Below are 18,350 nucleotides of genomic sequence, written 5' to 3' on the forward strand. Positions count from 1 at the left end.
TCATGCCCCCTCCTGTCCTTGCCGTCCGATTGCGCAGACGTGGTCCGACTGCTCAGGGATGTCACCTGTCTCATGTGGGTGAGCCGGTGGAGGAAGGTATGTCACGGTGCCGACCTCGTTTGATCGGATGGACTCGCTCGGTGTCGCTCGGGGGGACTCGCCGCCCCCGCCGGGAGTGAGGTGGTCGCGGAGACGGCACAGGTCACGACTCCGACCGAGGTCGGCGGAGTCGAGATCGAAGTCGACCAGGACCACGGTGTCACCATGCTCGCGTGCCGCGGTGGCGAGGGTGACGGCTGTTGCTGACGGGGAGTGGCCCGGCGAGACCGCGCTCGTTGCCACGACACCACCCTCGGCGCGCGGGAGCGCCGAGCCGGACACCGACGCCAGGACCCTCGCTGCGTATTCGGTTACGGAGGCCGTCGCGTACTGGAACGCGTCTGCTGCGGTCCCGGCGGTCACGGTCACATCGACCAGCTCTGCGTCCGGACGAGCCGTCGCGGCCACCGGGCTGACGTCTCCCGGCGTGTGGATGAACACGGTGAAGCCGCACCGGTACGTCGAGGGCATGACGAGCAGGACCAGCACCGGCTGCTTCCTCGCCTGCAGACGGGCCGCGAACAGCGCCCCGGGGATGCCCACCGCACGGGGATGCCACTGCGGGTGGTGCAGATAGCCGGTCAAGACCTCGACGTCGTGCCCGTGCTCCGCGAGCCCCACGGCCAGACCGGTCGTGTACGGCGCGATCCCTGTCGACTCGGGTTCGTAGTTGATCCCGAGAATGGCGGTACGGAGCCGGCGACCGGACACATAGTCGAGGGTAATCGGCGGGCACTACGGGGCGGTGGCGGATTCACCACCTTTTCGCACCGCCTCGAAGGATTCTCGAGCTCACACGCGCCTGAGCCATATCTCACGCCAGTACGGGTGGATGTCCCGGGGGCAGAACAGTCGTTCGGGGTGGTAGCACCCCTTGCACACGACATTCTCGAGAATGACGCCGGGGGTCTTCATATTCATCATGTAGCCGGTCTTTTCGTCGATGAGCTTGTCAACCCGCTTGTGTACGCGGTACCGCCCACCACAGAAGGGCATCATCTCGACATCGAAGTACATGCCACGGTTGCGGCCGTGGGCGTCGAGCGTCGCTGCGATCTCGTCCATCGGCTTCACCTCGACGAGCTCGCCCGGCTGGAGGCCGAGCGCCTCGGTGGGAGTCGTACTCCCGGCCAGGCCCTCGAAGGACGGAATCACCCGGCAGCGCCCGGTCCTCCAGACAATCGTGTTGTACAGCGCCAGTGGCATGTATCGGAACATTGTCCAGAGGTCGACGTTGCCCGAGGCCCAGTCTCTCCAGTATTGGCGGAGATCGCGCTGACGCATCGGGATGCTCGCTTCGACCAGTCGAGTGGCCTGGCATGAGTACTTCACTCGTCGATCAGTGGCCTTCGGCGAAGCGGCTCGCGCAGCCCGATCAACAACCGCTGTGTTGACGGCGGTGACCGGGGCGGTCGTCGACGGAGGTGTCGGTACGGGACCGTCGACCGGCCTCAGCCACGCTGTCTTCCAGTACAGCAGGCAGGATGCCTGGCAGCCCCCGTGGGCGCTGCCATCGCACCGAACACCCAGATGAACGGCATCGTCGATCCGGCGATTTCTATACGTGTCGATCGTGTCGCAGGCCTTGTGGGCCGACGCGGAGACCTGGAATCGCCTGCCCGCGTGCCGCAGCATCTCGGGCATGAACGGCATGTTGTCGACGGCGCCGCGGTCGTCGAGCGTCTGGAGAATTTCCTCGGGGCTGAGTACTTCCACCCAGTCTCCGACCCGGTAGCGGACGGCGCCCGTGCTCGGATCCCCCCGTTGCATTGGTGGTAACCAGGCGTGCCCTCGGGCCCGCGTCAATCGGCTCACAACGCGCTAGCATACGCGTGGTATGGGCCTACTCACCAGATCGCCTGCGACAGGTGGACGCGCCCGATCGCGGCCTCGTGTGGTCGTCCGGTGACGGGCCGGCAGCACCGGGCCCGACGGTGGGCGGCGACGGCCTGCGTTCTTCTGGTCCTGATCTTCGCGGGGGGACTTCCGGTTTACGTCCGGCCGCAAGTCGACCCGCTCAGGCACGCGGACGCCGTATTCGTTCTGGGCGGTGCCTATTACGAGCGGTACCCCTTCGGGATCGCTCTGGGCGAAGACGGTTGGGCGCCGGTGGTGGTGATGTCGAATCCGCACGCGCCCGAGGATCCGGCGTTGGCGCGGCTGTGCGTTGCGCCGCATCCCGGTGTCGAGGTGGACTGCTTCGTGCCGGATCCGCCGACGACGTTGGGCGAGGGCCGTGAACTGCGTCGCCGCGCCGAGCAGTTCGGCTGGCGCCAGGTCATCGTCGTGACGTTCACACCGCACATATCCCGAGCCAGGTTCATCCTGGACCGGTGTTTCGACGGAGCGCTGATCATGGTGGCGAGTCCCGCCGAGATGTCGCTTCCCGGATGGATTTTCGAATACGGATACCAGACAGCGGGCTTCGTGAAGGCCGCACTGCACGTGGGTTGTTGACACCGCACGTGGTGGTCAATCGCCCGCGTGTCTCCCGGTGCGCTCGTACATCCCGGTGCGGACCCAGCGCCGGCGCCTGATCTCCTCGTTGACTCGGCGTCGAACCGCACTGGCAAAGAAGGGCGGGACGTACGGGGCGCACCTCGCGCCGATCGCCTTACGTCTGGACAGGCGATGCCATTGAGGTAACTGTCGCGCAGCGGGGTATGTCGACACGGCGAACTGTTCCAGGTTGTGGACGTCGACCGCGACGACACGACCGCGCTCGTACGACCGACAGGCCTCGTCGAGGGCTTCGGCCGCGAGTGTCCGCCTCCACTCGTCATGCAGGCTTCGCAGCCCGGAGAACTCGCGCCCGATTCCCTCGCTACGTCCGCAGTCCTGGTCGTCATCGTAGATCTCGGCGAAGAAACGCTCGAATGCCGTTGCGCGGGATTCGAGGTCGTCGAACCAACCACCGTAGGTGTTGAGGTGGAGATTTGCGCCGTGAACCCTGTAGTAGCCCTGGTCGGGACCGTTGACCCGTCCGACGCAGCCGCGCCGTGCGCAATTGAGCCAGTACTTGAAGTCCGCGGCATGGCCGCTCTCGGCGTCGTATCTGACATCACCGGCAGCGGAACTGCGGACCACCGCTTCCGGACTTGTCACCACGGAATGTCCGTTGTGGCAGATCCGATTCGTCCATTCGGGACCGGACCACACCGACCAACTCCGGACCTCGGTCCTCCTCGTCGGGGGCGCGTCATCGAAATGCGGGGCGTGACCGTAGACGAAGGCAACCTCGGGACATGCGTCGAGAAGTGCCGTGGACCGTCTGAGAGAGCCGGGTGCGAGTACATCGTCTGCGCACAGCAGCACGACGTACTCTCCGCGCGCCGATGAGAGTCCTTCGTTGAAAGAGGCGATATGCCCCTGGTTGGTCGTGTGCAGGATGCACTCGACCCGATTATCTTCAGCTGCAAGGGATTTCGCGATCTCCGGACTGTCGTCGGACGAGGCGTTGTCGATGATCAGGACGTCGACGTCCACGTCGGTCTGCGTCAGCGCGGATCCGACAGAATCCGCGAGGAACCTCCCGTACTCATAGCAAGGAACGATGACGGTGACGGACGGTCTGGTCGGAGGAGCGACCGGCTGTATTCGAACCACCACGACAAGTGCCTCCCGTAACTCACCGGGCTCGGTGCGGGTCACCGGGCAGGACTCGGGGAACGCGGCGGGAACCGAGATCTTCCCGCGAGCCGGACGGTACTCGGTCCTGGTCCGAGGAGACCGGTGGAGATCCCTGGCGATGGACGGCCTCCCAGATTCGTGAGATCCACCGACGAACCAGAACGAAGTAGACCACGATCCCGGCGAGGCCCCCGCACAGGAGGCCGAGGAGGGATGACGAGACACTGTTCACCATCCAGTGCGCTGCCAGCCAGGCAGGGACGGCTGCGAGTATCGGAGGAATCAGTCCGCGGACGACTGCCGACACGTCGGCTCCGACCCGGTAGGTCGCGACGAGATACACGGGCAGCATTACGCACATGCCGACGATCACGTGAGACCAACCGCCCCCCGCAATACCGAACAAGCGGGTACCCACGATCATTGCGGGTGTCAGGACCAGGATCCACAGAGCTTGAATGCCCGCCACGGTTCCGGCCTTGCCGCGCGCCAGCAGGTAGTAGTCGAACATCGTCAGCAGGACCCGGAGCGCGCCGAACGCGCCCAGTGCGGCAAGTGCCGAAGCGGCCGGCGTCCACTTGCTTCCATACAGCACGTCGGTGAGCGGAATTGACAGGACTGCCAGTAGCATCCCGGCCGGCGTGGCCGCGGCCGATACGAACGTTGTACCGACTGCCAGGCTTGGATCACGGCCGGCGCTCCCGCCGACCCGTCGGCGCTCGGATTCCACGAAGGCCTGGATGGACACCGACTGAACGGCTTGTCCAATCGCTGTCATCGGCCAGCTCGCGATGTTGAATGCCAGAACGTAGAAGCCCAGCGCCACTTCGCCCGCGACGCGAGCCACGACCACGTTGTCGATGTTCATGAGTGTCACGGACAGGAGTGCAGCCGACGACGCCGGCAGGCCGAAGCGCAGGGCGGGGCCGGCTGCTGCTGGATCGAGACCCAGAGCGGGGCGACGCCTCGAGAGCACGAACAGCATTACAGTCGAGCAGCTCTGGGCGGACACTCGGGAGAGGGCGAGAGCCATCGGCCCGAAGCCGACCAGGACCAGGACGATCGCTACAGCGGAGCCGACCACGAAGTCGGTGATACTTGCCGCAAAAAGCTTGTTCTGCTCGAAGTTCCGCAGCAGCATGCTGTACGGCACCACGGCGAGTCCGCCGAGTGCGAGTGTCGGTGACAGGACGGCGATGACGGGGGCGGCGTGGGGCACCCCGAACGAGGCTGCGAGTGTCTCCGAGCCGATTGCCATAGCACCGGCCAGGGCAATGCCGGCGACGAGACCGAGTGTGGCGACCGTGGGGGCCAGTCGTTCCGGATCGTCCGCACGCAGCAGGACCGCACCCAATCCGAGGTCGGCGAGGGTGATGAGGATCGTGGTGACGGTCAAGGCGACCGCGTAGACACCGAATTGCTCGGGCGTCAAGATTCTCGCCAGCGCGACCCCGACGACGAGCGTACCCAGTCGGACTGTGATCGTGGTGACCAGCGACCAGGCGACTCCTCGCTGAATCGACTGTGCCAGATTACCCTTCATGATCCTCCGTGCTTGCCCGTGCGGGGCTCCCGTCGCAGTGTCACCTCACTCGGCATGCTCGATTCGCGAACTCGTCGCGGTGTGCGCCGGATGCACGCTCAGCCGGTCGCGGTAGGTCTCGGCCTCGACTGTCCGTACGAATTCCTCCGTGGCCCGCTGCCAGTCGAGGTTCTCCAGCGCGGTGGCCGCCTGTCGGGCGGTTTCGGTGACGTCGTTGCCGGTCACTGCCGCGGACAGTTCGTGTGCGAGTGCGGCGGGGGTGGGGTCGGCCCACCGCACAGCGGAATTGCTCAGCTCGGCGCGTGCGCAGCGGTCGTCGTTGACGACGGGAATTGTTCCACAAGAAAGCATTTCATACGGAACCAGGGAGATGTTGGTGAATGAGATGGTGATTCCGGCGATGCACGAGTTGTACAGGTCAGCTAGTTCACAAGGCGACACCGTTCCATGAATCTGCGCGGGGAATGGCGGACGCACGTGCGCGTCGCCGAACAGGTGGATCACCTGGTCCGGGCACTGATGGTGAAACGCCGCTAGGGCTGCCACCGCGAGCGCGTAGCCTCGGCGGGCTGTGCGCGGCTTGGCATAGCAGACTACGCCGTTCCGCGGTCCGTTGTTCGTCAGTCGGTACACCGAGACATCGGTGCCGAACGGCAGTCGATCGGCGGGGATCGAGTGGGTGGCGTGCAGCGTCTCCGCTACCATTCCTCCGAGCGCGATTGTGCGATATCCGAACCGGTAGGTGTCCTCTGCCAGTGTGTACTCGGAGCCGCGGGGATAGAAGTACGGCTCGTAGTCCTGGACGAAGTAGAGCCGACGACCGGGATGTGTAGCGTGCTTTCCGATCACGTGGGCGCTTTCCCAGCTCGTTGCGACGTACGCATCGGCGGGTTCGAATGAGTCGCGCGCGTCTACGATGCGAGCGTTGACCGCCGGCCAGTGGTCGCGAATCACCGCAGCGTGATACCCGACGGGTGAACCGTGCCGATCGTAGAGGTGGATCACGCAGTTGTGGCCGGCAACTTCCAATGCCTCGACCATGCGGAATATCGTAGTGTGTCCGCCGGACCCGGGCTTCGGTGGCGTCATCGCCCAACCGATTGTCAGGGGTCGGCCACGTGGCGGCGGGCTCGCCGGTACCGTCCAGTGCACACTGGCGGAATCGGTCATGTCCGCCCAGAGAAGTGGGAAGTCGAGCTCCGCGGCGCCGGAAATGTCGTACGCACGCCGCGCGCATCGTTGGAGCACTTCGTGCGGGCCGCCCGCGTGCGCGATCGACAAGAGCTGGCTGGCCCGCCTACGCGCCGTTCCGAGCGTGCGGCTCCTCATCGATCGTTTCATCAGGTGCCCCCTGGCTGGCCGCCAACAATGACCTCGTGAATACCCTTGGTAATGAGGGTGTTTCCCGCTTCTTCGAGTGCCGGTGTGATCCATCGTCCCTGCAGTGTCGGAAGTCGACGACTCACCTCGGGCATCAGGTCGGGGACGGTCACGAGCACTCGGTGGGGCTCGGTCGCGAGCAGGTGGTCGGGGGAGACGATGGGGATGTCGGTACCAGGCATCCTCCGTCCCTGCTTGGCCTCCGAGGCGTCGGCGACCACCGCGACAAGCCTGCGGTCGATCCGGGCGCGGGTGAACAGTGCCACTGCGCGGGAGGCGGCGCCGTACGCGCAGATACGCCGGCCATCTGCGGCCATCTCCTCGAGCCAGTGCCGAAGTGAGGTCGCTTGCAGGTCCGCGCTGGACTGCAGCCGTCGGACGGTCTCCGCCTCGGTCAGTGTGGCGTCGTGCTCTTTCGCCATGATCCGGCGGACAGCGGTCGATCCGGATACGTCCAGGCCTCCGCCCCGGCGTGCGGCGGTCAGGACGGTGCCGCCGTACAGCGGGAACTCCCACGCGTCGGCGACCCGCATTCCGGCATCCGCCAGCAGGCGGGTCAGCGTCGTCAACGAGTAGTAGGCGAAGTGTCCGTGCCGCAGCGCGTTCCACTGTCCCCGCTCGACGATGGTGCGCAGGGAGTGGAACTGGAGCAGAAGCACCCCGTCCACGGCGGTGGACGCGGCGCGTTGCCGGACGGCGCGGAGTTGGTCCGGTTCGTGCATGAGGCCGAAGCAGTCCAGGACCACTGACGCGGGGACACCGGGAGGGGGGGTCCGGTGTCCCCGCTCACCGAGGAGCGGAAGCCAGCTGCCCCCGTGGGGGCTGCCGAACTCGACGACGGTGTCACCGAGTAACCATCCGGCCGCTGCCACGGTCCGAACTGCCTCCGCTGCCTGGTCTTTGAGTGCCTGGGGTTCGACACCGCGAGGTTCGTCGGGCGTGGTGTCGTCCTCGGCGAGTTGCGCCAGACCGCAGTCGCGGCACAGCTCCATCGCGAGCGGGTGGGAGGACTCGTCCAGCGACACCGGCGTGGACGCGAGTGGGAAGAAGTCCGCGGCGGGCACACGACCGAGGTCGAGCACCCGGTCGGTGCCGGTGGATCCGCATCCTCGGCAGCGCATCATCGACGACCCGGCCGGCCGAATCGGTGGAATCCGAGGCCGCGGCGGTGGAGGATGAGCACATGCGTGTCGAAACCACCGAGCTGGCAGACGTTCTCGTGTTCGTTCCCGAGCCGTTCCGGGACGACCGCGGGCTGTTCACCCGGACGTTCGACGCCCGGGTGGGGGAGCGGGTGGGAGTCCACGCGGCGGACTTCGTCCAGGATTCGCAGTCCCGGTCGGTGCTCGGCGTGGTCCGGGGAATGCACGGCCGTTCGGGTCGCGGCGAGGCGAAGCTCGTGCGGTGTGCTCACGGTGCGGTGCACGACGTCCTGGTGGACATCCGCCCGGACTCTCCGACGTTCGGAGTGCAGCAGGCGTTCACCCTCGACGACGTCGACTTCGCCCACCTCTACGTCCCTCCCGGATTCCTGCACGGTTTCCAGGCGCTCACCCCGATCGCCGACGTCTGCTACCGGATCGACCGGGAACACGACCCGACGGAGGACATCGCGGTCGTGCACGACGACCCGGACCTCGGGATCGTGTGGCCGCTGCCGGTGACCGTCGTCAGTGCCCGTGACGCCGGCGCCGGGTCGTGGGCCGATCTGGTGCGGCGCCTCTGAGCGGGCAACGTCACCGGGGGCGAGGTCACCCATGTCGGACGCCGATCGTCCGTGGTCGCAGAGTGTCGTCGACACGTCCGTCCCGGCGAAGGTGTTCGAGTCGGGCGAGCCTGGTGTACCTGCACTCGAAGTCCGGCTCGGTCAGCCCCCATCGGGTGTACTGCCGGTACAACTCGACGGCTCCGTCCGCCACCGTCCACCGTGCTTCGAAGCCGCCCAACGCGGTTCGGATCGCGGAGAAGTCGACGCGATACGAGCGACGGTCCGGACCCGACTGTCCGGTGATCACGACGTCACAGCCGGGGACCGCGGAGGCGACCGCATCGGCGATCCGAGCGACGGTCAGATTGTTCGCTTCGGTTCCGACATTGTAGGCAGCGCAGTGAATTCGACGATCGGGGGCGTCGAGAGCGGCGGCGAACGCCGCCGCGATGTCCCGAGCGTGGACGAGGGGACGCCACGGCGTTCCGTCGGACAGAACCCGCACCTCACCGGTCAGCAACGCGAGCCCGACGAGGTTGTTGAGCACGATGTCGGCGCGCAGTCGGGGCGAGAACCCGAAGGCGGTGGCGTTGCGCAGGAACACCGGGGAGAATCCCGAGTCGGCGAGCGCGGCCACGTCGTCCTCGACTCTGACCTTGCTCTCCGCGTACGGAGTCAGTGGGCGTAGCGGGGCCTGCTCGGTGACGAGCTCGTCGCCGGCCGACCCGTACACGGAACAGGTGGACGCGTACAGGAACCGTTGAACTCCTGCATCTTTCGCCAGTCGAGCCAGTCGCACCGACGCGTGGTGATTGATGTCGTAGGTGATCCGGGGTTCGAGGGAGCCGAGCGGATCGTTCGACAGTGCCGCCAGGTGGACGACGGCATCGAACCCGGTCAACTGTTCGACGGTCACGTCGCGGAGGTCGACGGGGATTGTCGGCGGGTCGTCGGGTTCCGGACCGAGGACGCATTCGGCGAACAGTCCCGTGTCGAGGCCGACGACGTCGTGCCCGGCCGCGCGAAGCACCGGCACCATGACCGTCCCGAGGTAGCCCTGATGACCGGTCACGAGCACTCGCATGTCAACTCCCCCCGAACGTCAACATCGCCTTCTCCACGACGAACGCCTCCGCATGGGGCTTGTGGCACTGCACCCCGCGCAGGCGCGACGACCCGAGGAACGCGCGCTCGTCGAACCAGTCGTGGTCGGCCTGGGACGGGTAGAACTTGAGCAGGATCCGCGCCTTCTCCTCGGCGATCTTGACCGCCAGCGGATGGAACACCGTCGGTCGCGGTGCGTCCGACTCCCACTTGAGGATCTCGTAGCCGAGCACGAGGTGGTCCCGGAACTCTGTCGGGACCAGTTCGGCGAGCAGTCGGTGGTCCTGGTGCGCGTCACCGCGTTGGGGGGCGAACACCACATCGGGTTCGACCATGCTGCGGAACGCCGCCAGCGCATTCTTGATCGGACCCCAGTACGCGGGGGCGTGCCCGTCGGGCACGTCGAGCACCGTGACCTCGAGATCGGCGTCCGGGCACAGGGCCGCCAGTGCGTGTCGTTCCTCGATCTCACGTCCGGTGTCGGTGCCCGAGAGGACGAGCGCGCGTACCCGCAGTCCGGGGTGCGCGGTGGCGAGTGTCAGCAGGGTGCCACCCGCGCCGATGGCGATGTCGTCGCAGTGCGCGCCGAGGACTGCCACCTCCTCGATGTGCGCGCGGAGTCCGATCATGGAACCGCCACCGCTTCCGTGTCGGCCCAGAGCATCCACGGGTGCTCCCCGCGGGCGTATCCGGCGTCGAGTTCGGCCCGCTCCTTGAACGTGTCGGCGGGCTTCCAGAAGCCCTCGTACCGGTAGCCGAACAGTCGCCCCTCGCCGGCGAGGGTGCCGCAGACGTCCGCGACGAGGTCACCCCCGGGGGGCAGGAGGTCGAAGATCTCCTGGGTGAGGACGAAGTAGCCGCCGTTCTCCCAGATCGGGAACTGACTGATCGGCGTCAGCTGCTTGATCTCGCCGTTCTCGGCGACGTCGACGCAGTGGAAGGACGACTGGGGCGGGACCACGAGCAGCGAGGCAACCGCGCCCGACTCGCGGAAACGTTCGACCACGAGGTCGAGGGGGGCGTCGGTGAGGACGTCCGCGTAGTTGGCCAGGAAGCACCGGTCCCCACCCAGGTACGGCCGCACCCGGCGCAGTCGCTCGCCGATCGAGGATTCGAGGCCGGTGTCGGCGAAGGTGATCGACCAGTTGCTGATGTCGGTGTGCAGCAACTCGACCTGGTTGCCGTGGAGCACGAAGTCGTTGGACTGCTCTTCGTGGTAGTCGAGGAAGTAGTCCTTGATCTTGGTGGCGCCGTAGCCGAGGCACAGGATGAACTCGGTGTGCCCGAAGTGCGCGTAGTAGCGCATGATGTGCCACAGCAGGGGTCTGGGCCCCACCATCTGCATCGGCTTGGGAATCTCGTCGTCACGAGTGGTTCTCATGCGCATTCCGTAGCCGCCGCAGAACAACACGACTTTCATGGTGTCCGCCCTCCTTCGGTGCACGTCCGGACCATCACGCCGCGGCCTTGTGCAGTCGGGGGAGCGGGAACACCAGTTGCCCGCCCCACTCCTTGATGTAGTCGAGTTGCTCGGTGAGCTCCGGCTCGAGGTTCCACGGCAGCGCGAGCACCACGTCGGGTCGATCCTTGGCGATCTGTTCCGGTTCGCGGATCGGAATCCGGGTGCCCGGTGTGAACCGTCCGTGCTTGTACGGGTTCCGGTCGACGGTGTACTCGAGCAGGTCAGGACGGATGCCGCAGTAGTTGAGCAGGGTGTTGCCCTTGCCCGGCGCGCCGTACCCCACAACCGAACGACCGCTGCTGCGGCAGTCGAGAAGGAAACCCAGCAGCTGATGGCGGACGGCCCGGGCCTGCTCGGCGAGGTGGACGTAGCCGTCCACCTCGTGCAGGCCTGCCAGTTTCTCGCTCGCGAGGAGCTCCAGAACCTGTGTGCTCGGCGCGCCGGCGACGCCGTCGGGTCGGGCCCAGATCCGGATGGACCCGCCATGGGTCGGGAGCACCTCGACGTCGGTGACCGCGAGACCGGCGACGGCGAGGGCGCGGGCCGCGGACAGCACCGTGTAGTACTGGAAGTGTTCGTGGTAGACGGTGTCGAACTGGCCGAGGCGGACCAGGTTCAACGCGTGATGAACCTCGATGCTCAGCCACCCCGTCTCCGCCATCAGTGTGCGCAGCGCCATGGTGAACGCGACCAGGTCCGGAACGTGGGCGTACACGTTGTTCGCGACGACGAGGTCGGCGGGACCGAACTCGCTCCGAACGGCAGCTGCCGTCGTCGGGTCGAGGAACTCGGTGCGGGTGGGCACACCGCGCGCGCGGGCGGCGGTGCCGACGTTGACCGAGGGCTCGATCCCGACGCACGGGATGCCGGCGTGGACGACGTGCTGGAGCAGATAGCCGTCGTTGCTCGCCACCTCCACCACGCGGGAGTGGGTACCGAGCTCGAGGCGATCGACGGACTCCACGACGAAGCGCCGCGCGTGCTCGACCCAGCTGTCGGAGTACGAAGCGAAGTACGCGTAGTCGGTGAAGGTCTCCTCGGGGCTGATCAACGCGGGGATCTGGAGGAGCAGGCAGTCCTCGCACAGGCGCAGGTGCAGGGGGTACGTGGGCTCGGGTGCGTCCAGTTGCTCAACGGTCAGGAAGCGTTCGCACGGTGGGGTGGCGCCGAGATCGAGGACGCTCGCGAGGCGGTCCGAGCCGCAGAGTCTGCACCGCATGTCCACACCTCCATCTCGGGACGCTGGCTGGTGGACTGTGTCCAACTAACCACACTCGAGCCCGGCTTTCAAGGCCTCGAATAGACCTGAAGTTTGTTTATTGCCCCTCATTCAATTCTTTGGTCAGTTATCGAATCGGTTTGTCCGAACACTGTTTTGGGCTTGCCGCGTTGTCGCTCCCGGTGTTCTGAATTCACGGTTATGGTTGATTTGCGTTGACCGGAGTGACGTCCCCACCCGCGGGTTGGGGGCTTGCTTCCGGGGAGGGAGTGTGGTTGAGGTGCGGTCACAGAAGCTCCAGTTCACCGAACTCGGTGAAACCTTCGTGGGGGGTCTGCCGGTGCGAAGTCCCAAGCGCCCGTTGGGAATGCTGCGGGATTCGAATCTCGAGCGAGCGTGGTCCGCGGTTCTTCGTCAGAATCCCCCGGGCCAGTTGGCCGCCATCTACACCGACTACTCGGAGGACGCCGGATCGTTCTGCACCCAGGTCGTGGGGTACCGGTGCAGATCGACCGAGGACGTGATGCGCGGTCATGTCCTGGCGAAGGTGCCGAGCGGACTGTACGCACGGTTCGTGTCGACCGGTGAATACCCCGACGTCGTGCACAACCTGTGGCAGCAGGTGCGCGCGGCGGAGGCCGAGGGACAGATCGACCGAGCGGCGACGGGAGCCTACGAGTGCTACCCGAACGCGTACCGCATCGACCTCTACATCGCGGTCGCCCCCGAATCTCGGAGTTCACGTCATGGGCTTTGAGATCGTCAAACGTGACGTGGTCGACGTCGGCGGGCTGGTGCTGCCGAACGAGGATGCCGGTTCCGGGGCGCGATCGGGTGGGCTGATGCAGTTCACCCGCGAACGCATCCTCGCGCGGGGAATCGACGAGATCGTGACGGTCTACACCCCGAACCCGACCGGTGGCTCGATCGCGGTCGTCGGCTATCGGTGCGACGGTCCCGAGCACCTGGCCGAGGGTGACGTGATGATTCGGGTGTCGGCGGGATACTTCGCGAAATTCGTTCCGGACGGCCGGGAAGTCGATCCGGTCGCCGATGTGTGGAAACAGGCGGAGGCCGCGGCAAAGGAAGGAAGGATCGACCGTGGCTTCGCCGAGGAAATCGAGATCACCCGCGCGCCGAACGCGGTCGAACTCTTCATCTCGCTGACCTAGGCGCACGCTCCGCGGATGGTCGGGTTTCCGGTGTGAACCGAACTCGAACACTCCGACAATGGAGGCAGTGATGACCCGTGCAATGTCGTGCGAAATCTCGGGGGGCAGGGAGAAATTCGAAACGACCAGTGTGTGGGATCCGCGGTCCGAATGCAGATTCGTCGCAGCGCAACCGGACGAGGAACCCGAACTGTGGTCGGAGTATCTGGCCGGTGCGCTCAACAGCTACACCAAACACGAGGTCCTCGAGGCCTTGCAGTACGAGCAGATTCGTGACGGCACGTCGAGCACGTTGTTCTTCGTCGCGGTGGGGCCGGACGGCTCGGTGAACGGAGGGATGCGAGCGCAGGGTCCGCACACTCGGGTGGAGCAGGTGCACGCGATCAGCGAATGGGCCGGCAGGCCGGGCGAACGCGAACTGACGGCGATGGTCGCCGACCGGATTCCGTTCGGTGTGGTCGAGATGAAGTCGGCATGGGTGGCCGACGGCGTCGCACGCCGCAAGGAACTGACGCGGTCGCTCGCCGACGTGATCGTGTGGGGCCTCGAGCTGCTCGACGTGCAGTTCGTGTTGGGCACCGCGGCCGATCACGTGCTGAAGTTGTGGTCGTCGTCCGGAGGTGAGGTCAGCAGCCGTATCCCGCCGACGCCGTACCCGGACGAGCGCTACTGCACCCGGGTGATGTGGTGGGATCGGCGCAAGCTGCCGATCGGACCGGACGCGCACCGACTCACGAGGCCGGCGGCCTCGTCGCACGCGCACGGTGGCGACCCCGTCCGACTGAGTCGGTCGGTGTGACCGGTGACGTCGTGACCGGTTCGGCGGGGCAGTACTCCGCGACGCTGCTGGACGAGCGGCGGGCGGCGGACGCGCAGACCGTGGCCGAACTACGACAGCGTCCGGACTGCGTCGTGCACGACACGATCGACATGCAGCGGTCCTGCTTGCGGGCGCTGGTCCCGACGGTGATGCGCGGCGCCGCCGAGGAGGCCCCGATGTGGGCGTACTACCCCTGGCGCCGCACGCTGGTCCATGTGCTCGGTCCGAATTCGTTCCGGCGGCTGCGGCTCGATCGGAACCGCAACAAGATCACCGACGCCGAGCAGCAACGTCTCGCCGCACTCGAGGTGGGAGTGGTCGGCCTCAGTGTGGGCCACGCGGTGGCCGTGGCACTGGCCCTGGAGAATGCCTGTGGGGCACTGCATCTCGCCGACCACGACACGCTGGAGCTGTCGAACCTCAACCGGGTCCCTGCGGGGGTGTTCGATCTCGGCGTCAACAAGGCGATCGTGGCCGCGCGGAGGATCTCGGAGATCGACCCGTACCTGAGAGTGACCGCATGGCCCGACGGCGTCACCGAGCGGACCGTCGGGGACTTCCTGGCCGGCCTCGACCTGGTTGTCGAGGAGTGCGACTCGCTGGACATGAAGGTGTCGGTGCGAGAGGAGGCCCGTCGCCTGCGCATCCCGGTGCTGATGGAGACCAGCGATCGTGGACTGCTCGATGTCGAGCGGTTCGATCTCGAACCGGGCCGGCCGCTCTTCCACGGGCTCCTCGGCGAGGTCTCCAGCCGGTCGCTGGCCGGTCTGACGCCGAAGGAGAAGCTGCCCGCGGTGCTGGGAATTCTCGGTGCAGACCAGTTGTCCGCGCGGTTGGGTGCATCACTGGTGGAGATCGACACCACCATCTCCACCTGGCCCCAACTCGGCGGCGATGTGCTGCTCGGAGGTGCCGGCGTGGCAACGGCGGTCAGACGCTTCGGGACCGGTCGGCCGTTGCCGTCCGGTCGGGTGCGGGTCGACCTGGAGCGAGCGCTCGACGACCTGGCACCGCCGGTCCACCCGACCGACGCCGACCACGCGGACGACGCGGAGGCCGATCCGGAGAACCCTAGCCCGCGGAATGCCGTCGTCCGGGCCGCCTGCGCGGCGCCGTCGGGCGGCAACGCACAACCGTGGCGAGTGATCGCGGACCCGGGCGCCGTTCGCCTCTACCTGGATCCGGATCGCACGAGTGCGATGGACGTCCGGTTCCGGGGCAGCTTCGTCGCGCTCGGAGCGGCGTTCTACAACGCGAGTGTCGCGGCTGCCGCCCACCGGGTGCTGGGGCCGGTCGAGGTGTTCGGCGACGACGATCGGGTCACGGACGGTTCGGTGCCCGTGGTGACGATGACATTCGGCGCCGGCGCCGACGACGAGCTCGCGAGCCGGTACGAGCGGATGCTGCGCCGCGCGACGAACCGTCGGACCGGTACCGTCGGCCCGGTCGACCCGCTGACCGTCGATGTGCTGGAGTCGTCGGCACGTCACGAAGGGGCCCGCCTGGCGGTGCTCACCGATCGGGGCGACATCGCGGCGGCCGCCGACGTGCTCGCCCTCTCCGATCGGCTCCGGTTCCTGACCCCCCGCCTCCATCGCGAGATGATGAGCGAGATTCGTTGGTCCGGTGAGGACGTCGGCACCGGCATCGACGTCCGCTGCCTCGAACTCAGCGCGACGGACCTCGCGGCGCTGAGCATCGTTCGCCGCGGTGACGTCACCGCCCAGCTCGCCCGGTGGCAGCTCGGGGCCGGTCTCGGGGACGCGACCCGCGATCGCGTCAACTCCAGCTCGGCGCTCGCGGCGGTGGTCATCGGCGGAACCCGGGACGTCGACTACTTCCGCGGGGGGTCCGCGGTGGAGAACGTGTGGATCACGTCCGAGGGGGAGGGCTTCGCCGTGCAGCCGGTGTCCCCGGTGTTCCTGTACGGCGTCCGGCCGGGCGAGTTGGAGGAACTGGCTCCGGACCACACCGAAGTGCTGGCCGAGGCCAGTCGGTCACTGCTCGACCTCTTCGGGGTCGCCGAGGGCGAGGCCGTGGCGCTCGTGCTGCGTCTGAGCCACGCGCCCCCACCGTCGGTACGCAGCCGTCGTCGATCGCCCGGAACGGAAAGTTGAGGTCTCCCATGCAACCGCGCACGCTCGAGGAGTTGGTGACCTCGGTCGCCTCCCGCCTGACCGCCACCCAGTCCGAGACGTGGGAGGCCAGCGCCGAACAGGTGCTGCACGAGGTCGTCGACTACTTCGGGCTCGATGTCTGCTTCCTGCGACGCAACGACCACGAGATCGGCGCGACGGTGTTGGTCGCGGAGTGGCCACCACGCGAGGACAAGCCCGATCCGGATCCGCTCGGCGTCGTCTACTTCGCCGATGCCGGCCCGGAGTTCGCGAGCTCGGAGAACCTGAGGGACGTCATCCTCGCGCGCCCGGGAGGTAGCAGCACCGAATACCAGGAACGCATCGGGCGGGCATCGGGTGTCACCGCCGCGTCGATGGTGGCGGTGCCACTGCTCTCCGGTGACGTGACGACCGGGACGCTGGGATTCGTCAAGTTCGGCGACCGGGAATGGAGCACGGTGGAGATCAACGTGCTCAGAGCAATTGCCGCGCTGCTCACACAGGTGCAGGAACGGGTGCGTGCCGAGAACAGCCTGCGCTACTGGGCCGACCACGACGAGCTGACCGGCCTGGCCAACCGGCACTCGCTGCTCGCCCAGTTGAACGGTCGGATGGAGCGCGGGCGCCCCGGACCGGTCGCGGTGCTGTTCCTCGACCTGGACCGTCTCAAGTCTCTCAACGACTTCCTCGGCCACACCGCCGGTGACCGGTTCATCGTCGAGATCAGCACGCGCCTCACCGATCGGTGCGCGCCCGGGTCGTTGGTGGCGCGGTTGGGAGGCGACGAGTTCGTGGTCGTGCTCGGTGAGGGCGTCGGGGCGGACGGCGCTCGCCGCGAAGCCGAGCGGATCAGCGGACTGGTCAACGAACGGGTGATACTCGGCAACATCTCCATCAGCCGCAGCGCGAGTATCGGAATCGCTGTCGGGATGCCGGGTGAGTGCACGGCGTCCGATCTGCTGTGGCAGGCGGACCAGGCGGTGATTGCGGCGAAAGCGCAGGGGGGCAACGCGATTGTCGCGTTCACGGAGGACATGCGGGAGGAGATCGAGGTCCGGAACATCATCGAGCTCAGCCTCAAGTCGTCGATCACGGACGACTGGCTCCACCTCGTCTACCAGCCGGAGGTCGACCTTCGTACCGGGGAGATCCTCGCGGTGGAGGCTCTCGTCCGGTGGGACCACCCGGTCCTGGGACTGCTCATGCCGAAGTCGTTCATCTCGGTTGCCGAGTCGACCAACCTCGCCGACGAGCTGGGTGCCTGGGTGCTGCGCCGGGCGTGTCGCGAGTACGCCGGGTGGCGGGCCGAGATCCCGGGGCTCGACGTGACCCTGAGGGTCAACGTGTCGCCTGCTCAGCTGGTGGGGCTCGAATTCGTCGACACCGTCGCACGGATTCTCGCGGAGTTCGAGGTGGAGGGTGGCCGGGTGTGTCTGGAGATCACCGAGAACGGAATGGTCGGGGACATGGATCGCACCCGCGTGGTCCTGCAGGGGCTCGCCGACCTCGGCGTGCGGGTGGCGATCGACGACTTCGGAACCGGATACAGCTCGTTGGCCCAGCTCAAGCAGCTGCGGTTCGACGTGCTCAAGATCGACCGCGAGTTCGTGCGGGATCTCGGCAACAGTCGCGGAGGTCGCGCGATCGTCACATCGATTGTGGGTCTGGCGAAATCGTTCGACCTGGATCTGGTCGCCGAGGGCGTGGAGACGGAGGGCTCGGCGCACACGCTGCTTCGGCTGGGTTGTCACCGGGCGCAGGGGTACCTGTTCAGCCGGCCGGTGTCCGCGCTGCGATGCGGTGAACTGCTCCGCGAGGGACGAATTCCGGTGTGGGACCCCCGCCGCTCCGGTGCGCCGCAGCAGGCTCCGATGGAAGGTCTGATCGAAGCCGACGAAAGGGGGTAGGAGGACAGTCTTGAGGGATCTAACCGACTTGGGGTATGTTTTGATCCTGTTCGCGGGGTTGCGGTAGACCGACAAGTGGGATATCCCTGATGTGCGAATGCAATGCGACAGGCGGTGCGCGGAGCGGGTCCTCGACGATGCGTGCGCAGGACCAAGCGTTCTGCCCGCTGTGTGGACGACCGATCGGCG

The 18,350-nt window shown here is 66.9% G+C and carries 17 protein-coding genes; 7 read left to right on the plus strand and 10 right to left on the minus strand.

From position 1 onward, the window contains the following. Together ACFYVR_RS13245 and ACFYVR_RS13250 are read right to left on the minus strand one after the other, a co-directional pair. Positions 1-810: a hypothetical protein gene (locus ACFYVR_RS13245; RefSeq protein ID WP_387473590.1), complete on the minus strand. Its 810-nt coding sequence runs from the start codon at positions 808-810 to the stop codon at positions 1-3. An 81-nt stretch (positions 811-891) separates the two neighbouring features. After that, the gene (locus ACFYVR_RS13250) at positions 892-1,815 is read right to left on the minus strand and encodes a hypothetical protein (RefSeq protein WP_387473592.1); all 924 of its coding nucleotides are present in this window, start codon (positions 1,813-1,815) and stop codon (positions 892-894) included. 402 nt (positions 1,816-2,217) lie between these two features. Between ACFYVR_RS13250 and ACFYVR_RS13255 the strand changes: the two genes are divergently transcribed. Beyond that, positions 2,218-2,556: a hypothetical protein gene (locus tag ACFYVR_RS13255; RefSeq protein WP_387473594.1), complete on the plus strand. Its 339-nt coding sequence runs from the start codon at positions 2,218-2,220 to the stop codon at positions 2,554-2,556. A 15-nt stretch (positions 2,557-2,571) separates the two neighbouring features. On the opposite strand, the gene ACFYVR_RS13260 is transcribed toward ACFYVR_RS13255, so the two are convergent. The 4 genes from ACFYVR_RS13260 to ACFYVR_RS13275 form a co-directional block, all read right to left on the minus strand. Next, the gene (locus ACFYVR_RS13260) at positions 2,572-3,750 is read right to left on the minus strand and encodes a glycosyltransferase family 2 protein (protein WP_387473597.1); all 1,179 of its coding nucleotides are present in this window, start codon (positions 3,748-3,750) and stop codon (positions 2,572-2,574) included. Then, positions 3,728-5,272, minus strand: a complete 1,545-nt coding sequence (locus tag ACFYVR_RS13265) for an oligosaccharide flippase family protein (protein WP_387473599.1) — start codon at positions 5,270-5,272, stop codon at positions 3,728-3,730. Before ACFYVR_RS13265 ends, ACFYVR_RS13260 begins: the two co-directional genes overlap by 23 nt. Before the next feature lie 45 nt (positions 5,273-5,317). Next, positions 5,318-6,313 carry a hypothetical protein gene (locus tag ACFYVR_RS13270; RefSeq protein WP_387473602.1) on the minus strand — a complete coding sequence of 332 codons (996 nt, stop codon included), beginning with the start codon at positions 6,311-6,313 and terminating at the stop codon, positions 5,318-5,320. 299 nt (positions 6,314-6,612) lie between these two features. Then, positions 6,613-7,776, minus strand: a complete 1,164-nt coding sequence (locus ACFYVR_RS13275; RefSeq protein WP_387473605.1) for a class I SAM-dependent methyltransferase — start codon at positions 7,774-7,776, stop codon at positions 6,613-6,615. A 59-nt stretch (positions 7,777-7,835) separates the two neighbouring features. Here ACFYVR_RS13275 and ACFYVR_RS13280 point away from each other — a divergent pair, with 59 nt between their 5' ends. Then, positions 7,836-8,378 carry a dTDP-4-dehydrorhamnose 3,5-epimerase family protein gene (locus ACFYVR_RS13280; RefSeq protein ID WP_387473608.1) on the plus strand — a complete coding sequence of 181 codons (543 nt, stop codon included), beginning with the start codon at positions 7,836-7,838 and terminating at the stop codon, positions 8,376-8,378. Between the two features lie 25 nt (positions 8,379-8,403). Here the strand turns inward: ACFYVR_RS13280 and ACFYVR_RS13285 are convergent, their stop codons facing one another. Genes ACFYVR_RS13285 through ACFYVR_RS13300 form a run of 4 tightly spaced genes read right to left on the minus strand, consistent with a single transcriptional unit; the run spans position 8,404 to position 12,145 of the window. Beyond that, entirely contained in the window at positions 8,404-9,444 is a 1,041-nt protein-coding gene (locus ACFYVR_RS13285; RefSeq protein ID WP_387473610.1) for an NAD-dependent epimerase/dehydratase family protein, read from the minus strand. A 1-nt stretch (position 9,445) separates the two neighbouring features. Then, positions 9,446-10,093 (minus strand): PIG-L deacetylase family protein, encoded by a 648-nt coding sequence (locus ACFYVR_RS13290; RefSeq protein WP_387473612.1) that lies wholly within the window; start codon positions 10,091-10,093, stop codon positions 9,446-9,448. Further along, the gene (locus ACFYVR_RS13295) at positions 10,090-10,884 is read right to left on the minus strand and encodes a glucose-1-phosphate cytidylyltransferase (protein WP_387473614.1); all 795 of its coding nucleotides are present in this window, start codon (positions 10,882-10,884) and stop codon (positions 10,090-10,092) included. Before ACFYVR_RS13295 ends, ACFYVR_RS13290 begins: the two co-directional genes overlap by 4 nt. 34 nt (positions 10,885-10,918) lie before the next feature. After that, entirely contained in the window at positions 10,919-12,145 is a 1,227-nt protein-coding gene (locus ACFYVR_RS13300; protein WP_387473616.1) for a methyltransferase domain-containing protein, read from the minus strand. Positions 12,146-12,425: 280 nt separating this feature from the next. Here ACFYVR_RS13300 and ACFYVR_RS13305 point away from each other — a divergent pair, with 280 nt between their 5' ends. The 5 genes from ACFYVR_RS13305 (at position 12,426) to ACFYVR_RS13325 (ending at position 18,161) form a co-directional block, all read left to right on the plus strand. Beyond that, on the plus strand, positions 12,426-12,902 hold the full coding sequence (locus ACFYVR_RS13305; protein WP_387473619.1) for an effector binding domain-containing protein: 477 nt from the start codon (positions 12,426-12,428) through the stop codon (positions 12,900-12,902). Beyond that, complete coding sequence (locus tag ACFYVR_RS13310; RefSeq protein ID WP_387473622.1) at positions 12,892-13,317, plus strand: hypothetical protein; 426 nt, start codon at positions 12,892-12,894, stop codon at positions 13,315-13,317. Before ACFYVR_RS13305 ends, ACFYVR_RS13310 begins: the two co-directional genes overlap by 11 nt. 70 nt (positions 13,318-13,387) lie before the next feature. After that, positions 13,388-14,116 carry a hypothetical protein gene (locus tag ACFYVR_RS13315; RefSeq protein WP_387473624.1) on the plus strand — a complete coding sequence of 243 codons (729 nt, stop codon included), beginning with the start codon at positions 13,388-13,390 and terminating at the stop codon, positions 14,114-14,116. Between the two features lie 11 nt (positions 14,117-14,127). Further along, a complete protein-coding gene (locus ACFYVR_RS13320) occupies positions 14,128-16,254 on the plus strand; it encodes an Rv1355c family protein (protein WP_387473626.1) in 2,127 nt (708 codons plus the stop codon). An 8-nt stretch (positions 16,255-16,262) separates the two neighbouring features. Continuing rightward, on the plus strand, positions 16,263-18,161 hold the full coding sequence (locus ACFYVR_RS13325; protein WP_387473628.1) for a putative bifunctional diguanylate cyclase/phosphodiesterase: 1,899 nt from the start codon (positions 16,263-16,265) through the stop codon (positions 18,159-18,161). The last annotated feature ends 189 nt before the right edge of the window (positions 18,162-18,350 follow it).

The organism is Rhodococcus sp. NPDC003318 (assembly GCF_042879035.1).
In the GTDB taxonomy this organism is placed as follows: Bacteria; Actinomycetota; Actinomycetes; order Mycobacteriales; family Mycobacteriaceae; genus Rhodococcus_G.

Excerpts from the sequence above, each read along its gene's own strand:
- ACFYVR_RS13280 (WP_387473608.1), top strand. The coding sequence starts at position 7,836 with ATGCGTGTCGAAACCACCGAGCTGGCAGACGTTCTCGTGTTCGTTCCC.
- ACFYVR_RS13255 (WP_387473594.1), top strand. The coding sequence starts at position 2,218 with ATGTCGAATCCGCACGCGCCCGAGGATCCGGCGTTGGCGCGGCTGTGC.
- ACFYVR_RS13300 (WP_387473616.1), bottom strand. The coding sequence starts at position 12,145 with ATGCGGTGCAGACTCTGCGGCTCGGACCGCCTCGCGAGCGTCCTCGAT.
- ACFYVR_RS13325 (WP_387473628.1), top strand. The coding sequence starts at position 16,263 with ATGCAACCGCGCACGCTCGAGGAGTTGGTGACCTCGGTCGCCTCCCGC.
- ACFYVR_RS13310 (WP_387473622.1), top strand. The coding sequence starts at position 12,892 with ATGGGCTTTGAGATCGTCAAACGTGACGTGGTCGACGTCGGCGGGCTG.
- ACFYVR_RS13295 (WP_387473614.1), bottom strand. The coding sequence starts at position 10,884 with ATGAAAGTCGTGTTGTTCTGCGGCGGCTACGGAATGCGCATGAGAACC.
- ACFYVR_RS13275 (WP_387473605.1), bottom strand. The coding sequence starts at position 7,776 with ATGATGCGCTGCCGAGGATGCGGATCCACCGGCACCGACCGGGTGCTC.
- ACFYVR_RS13315 (WP_387473624.1), top strand. The coding sequence starts at position 13,388 with ATGACCCGTGCAATGTCGTGCGAAATCTCGGGGGGCAGGGAGAAATTC.
- ACFYVR_RS13285 (WP_387473610.1), bottom strand. The coding sequence starts at position 9,444 with ATGCGAGTGCTCGTGACCGGTCATCAGGGCTACCTCGGGACGGTCATG.
- ACFYVR_RS13290 (WP_387473612.1), bottom strand. The coding sequence starts at position 10,093 with ATGATCGGACTCCGCGCGCACATCGAGGAGGTGGCAGTCCTCGGCGCG.
- ACFYVR_RS13265 (WP_387473599.1), bottom strand. The coding sequence starts at position 5,272 with ATGAAGGGTAATCTGGCACAGTCGATTCAGCGAGGAGTCGCCTGGTCG.
- ACFYVR_RS13270 (WP_387473602.1), bottom strand. The coding sequence starts at position 6,313 with ATGGTCGAGGCATTGGAAGTTGCCGGCCACAACTGCGTGATCCACCTC.